We start from the raw sequence: 3,343 nt of genomic DNA, 5'->3' as shown, positions 1-3,343 counted from the left end.
ATTTGCTAACGCGGACAATCCCCTGATGGCTGTATAGAAACAATGCAGGTGGTTGAAAATAGTTTGGGTCATGCATAGTTTGCTAGGCAACCCAAGTTTAACACTGCATCACATATTGGTATAATAAGCTGATAATAGAATAGAGTGACCGGGAGCCGCTTCGTGGCGGCTGAGAGGTGAAGGGTGAACTTCACGACCGTTTGAACCTGAAAAACGGTAAAACCGTTTCTGGGTAATGCCAGCGAAGGGAATTGGGCGAGATTTAAAAGCCGTGCCTTTTCTGGTATGGCTTTTGTTTTTTTGTCGCATTGCACTAACCAAAAGGAGGAATACAATGCAAGAAATGATTCAACGGGTCGCCGGCGATCTTCAAGCAATCCGGGATAAAAAACCGCTTATCCACCATATCACCAATTTCGTCGTGATGAACGAGACTGCGAACGCAACCCTCTGTATAGGTGCGCTGCCGGTTATGGCGCACGCTAAAGAAGAAGTTGAGGAAATGGTGGGTTTTGCCGGGGCGCTGGTCTTAAATATAGGCACGCTAACGCCCGAGCTTATCGATTCTATGATTATCGCTGGTAAAAAGGCTAACGAGCTGGGCGTTCCGATTGTTTTTGACCCGGTAGGGGCGGGCGCTACTAAGCTACGAACCGAGGCCAGTAACCGCATTATGGGTGAGCTTGAGATAGCCATAATCAGGGGTAACAGTGCTGAAATCGGAATTCTGGCGGGTGCCGGCGGAGAGATAAAGGGTGTTGAGGCGGTTGGAAAGAACGAGCAGATGGCCGAGGTCGCTCGCGAGTTCGCCGCCAGGCAAAACGCCGTCATAAGCGTAACGGGCGCACAGGACATTATTACCGACGGTGAGCGCATCGCACTCGTTGCAAACGGCGACCCCATGATGGCTACAGTAACAGGAACCGGTTGCATATCGACTACAATAACCGCCGCATTTGCCGCCGTCCAGGCGGACCGTTTTGTAGCGGCAACCGGCGCTCTGGTCGCGTACGGTATCGCAGGAGAGAAGGCGGCGCTTATATCGGGCCCACGGCCGGGAACGTTTCATGCATCTCTCTACGATACGATATACGCGCTTACGCCCGACGATGTTGTAAGGGGTGCTAAAGTTGAACTTGTCCAGACAATCGGCGCTGAAAAATAACCTTGGTCTATATATGGTCACGATAGAGACGCCCGGCAAGAGCCATTTCGATATCGCAAAAGCGGCGATAGATGGTGGGGCGTCGATTATCCAATATAGGGATAAATACGCATCGAGCCGCAAGCTTTTTGCGGACGCTTTTGAATTAAGAAGGCTCACCAGAGACGCCGGCGCCCTGTTGATTATTAACGACCGCGTCGACATCGCGCTTGCAGTTGAAGCGGACGGCGTGCACCTCGGCCAGGACGACCTTTCTCTTGGTGAGGCAAGGCGCATTGTTGGGGATATATATATCATCGGAATCTCGGCGACGTGTATCGACGAGGCGGTCGAGGCAGCCGAACAGGGCGCCGACTATATCGGGCTTGGACCGATATTTCCAACCCCGAGTAAAAACGACGCGGCGCCTCCTATGGGGTTAGATGGGCTTGTCGAGATTAGAGAAACGGTTGATGTCCCCATAGTTGCCATCGGCGGCATTACCATTGATAATATTGAAGAGGTTGTCCGGGCGGGTGCGGACGGGATAGCCGTTATATCTGCAGTGGCTTCTGCCCCCGATATGACTAGCGCCGCCCGTACGATTACTGATATGATACAAAACGCGCGCACGCAAGCTGGTGCCCGCTAGAGCGGCTGTAACGCAGTGGCTACGGTCGCAGCACAACCGCTCTATATTTTGGAAGGATTTAGGTTAAACTGTAATGTCAACGATTATTGAGAGATTAAAAAAAGGCCAATCGGTAGCCGAAATCGATGCCGTGGCCATCGAAGAGAATCTATCATCGGATGAGATAGTCGCGGGCATCCTTGACGGAACTATTGTAATCCCAAAAAACGTAAACAGACATAACTTGAGGGCGATGGGCGTTGGAAAGGGGTTGCGAACCAAAGTCAACGCGAACATCGGCACATCCGATGAGTATCCGTTAGTAGAGGAAGAACTCCATAAACTTGAAATCGCAGAGAAGGCCGGGGCGGATGCGGTGATGGATTTGAGCACCGGCGGCCCGCTTGTTGATATACGCACGCAGATACTGGCAAAGTCGGTACTACCCCTGGGGACCGTTCCGATTTATCAGGCGGCGGTCCTGGCAAAAGATTCTTATGGGAGCATAGTCGATATGACGCCCGATGATGTGTTCCGCGTAATCGAGACCCAGGCGAAAGAGGGCGTCGATTTTATGACGGTCCACGCAGGCATCACCTGGAAGACGCTTAACGCGCTGCAGCAGCAGGGAAGGGTGGCCGATATCGTAAGCCGTGGCGGTGCGTTTACGGTCGGTTGGATGATTCACAACGACAAGGAAAACCTCCTCTACGAGCAGTACGACAGGCTCTTAGAGATCGCCCGCAAGTACGACGTAACGCTTAGCTTGGGCGACGGATTAAGGCCGGGTTGTCTGGCCGATGCATCCGATCGCGCCCAGTTCCAGGAACTTCTCGTCCTGGGCGAGCTGGTTGACAGGGCCAGAAAAGCCGATGTCCAGGTTATGGTCGAAGGCCCGGGCCACATGCCGTTCGACCAGATAGCGGCGAATATGCGCCTTGAAAAAGAGATATGCAACGGTGCGCCGTTTTACGTCTTAGGCCCGCTTGTGACAGACGTCGCCCCGGGATACGATCATATAACAGCGGCAATAGGCGGCACCATGGCGGCAGTTTCAGGGGCCGATTTCCTCTGCTACGTAACGCCACGCGAGCACTTAGGGCTGCCGACGGCCCAGGACGTGCACGATGGCGTTATAGCCTCACGAATCGCAGCCCACGCCGCAGACATCGTTAAAGGGATAAAAGGCGCGGCCGAATGGGATCTCTCGATGGCAAAAGCACGAAAAGCCCTCGACTGGAATGAGCAGATACGCCTCTCTATAGACCCGGCAAAAGCCGAGGCAGCCCGCAACGAGCGCAAGATTAAAGACGTTGAAGGGTGCACCATGTGCGGCGATTTCTGCGCCATGAAAGTGGTGGCCCAGTACCTGGGAACAAAGGTTGAGTCGTGCTAGCTAGAAACCCTTCGTTCGGTTTTCTGTCATTCTGAAGGAGCAAATAGCAAACAGTGAACAGCGATTAGATGTCATTTTTATAGCAAACAGTGAACGGCGATTAGATGTCATTCTGAAGGAGCGATTAGCAAACAGTGAACAGCGATTAGTTGTCATTCTGAAGGAGCGATTA

The 3,343-nt window shown here is 52.8% G+C and carries 3 protein-coding genes; all 3 read left to right on the top strand.

Features of this window, described 5'->3' with window-relative positions; translation table 11 throughout:
* The first annotated feature begins 334 nt into the window (after positions 1 to 334).
* The 3 genes from thiM to thiC all read left to right on the top strand — a co-directional run bounded on the left by thiM (position 335) and on the right by thiC (position 3,171).
* On the top strand, positions 335 to 1,165 hold the full coding sequence (thiM, locus tag COY37_RS11450; protein WP_286678147.1) for a hydroxyethylthiazole kinase: 831 nt from the start codon (positions 335 to 337) through the stop codon (positions 1,163 to 1,165).
* A 13-nt stretch (positions 1,166 to 1,178) separates the two neighbouring features.
* Complete coding sequence (thiE, locus tag COY37_RS11445) at positions 1,179 to 1,796, top strand: thiamine phosphate synthase (RefSeq protein WP_353682433.1); 618 nt, start codon at positions 1,179 to 1,181, stop codon at positions 1,794 to 1,796.
* Between the two features lie 73 nt (positions 1,797 to 1,869).
* The gene (thiC, locus tag COY37_RS11440) at positions 1,870 to 3,171 is read left to right on the top strand and encodes a phosphomethylpyrimidine synthase ThiC (protein ID WP_286678149.1); all 1,302 of its coding nucleotides are present in this window, start codon (positions 1,870 to 1,872) and stop codon (positions 3,169 to 3,171) included.
* Positions 3,172 to 3,343: the final 172 nt, after the last annotated feature.

The organism is Candidatus Aquicultor secundus (assembly GCF_002791875.1).
GTDB lineage: Bacteria > Actinomycetota > Aquicultoria > Aquicultorales > Aquicultoraceae > Aquicultor_A > Aquicultor_A secundus.
This window is presented reverse-complemented; position numbering and strand designations above follow the sequence as displayed.

Excerpts from the sequence above, each read along its gene's own strand:
- thiE (WP_353682433.1), top strand. The coding sequence starts at position 1,179 with ATGGTCACGATAGAGACGCCCGGCAAGAGCCATTTCGATATCGCAAAA.
- thiC (WP_286678149.1), top strand. The coding sequence starts at position 1,870 with ATGTCAACGATTATTGAGAGATTAAAAAAAGGCCAATCGGTAGCCGAA.
- thiM (WP_286678147.1), top strand. The coding sequence starts at position 335 with ATGCAAGAAATGATTCAACGGGTCGCCGGCGATCTTCAAGCAATCCGG.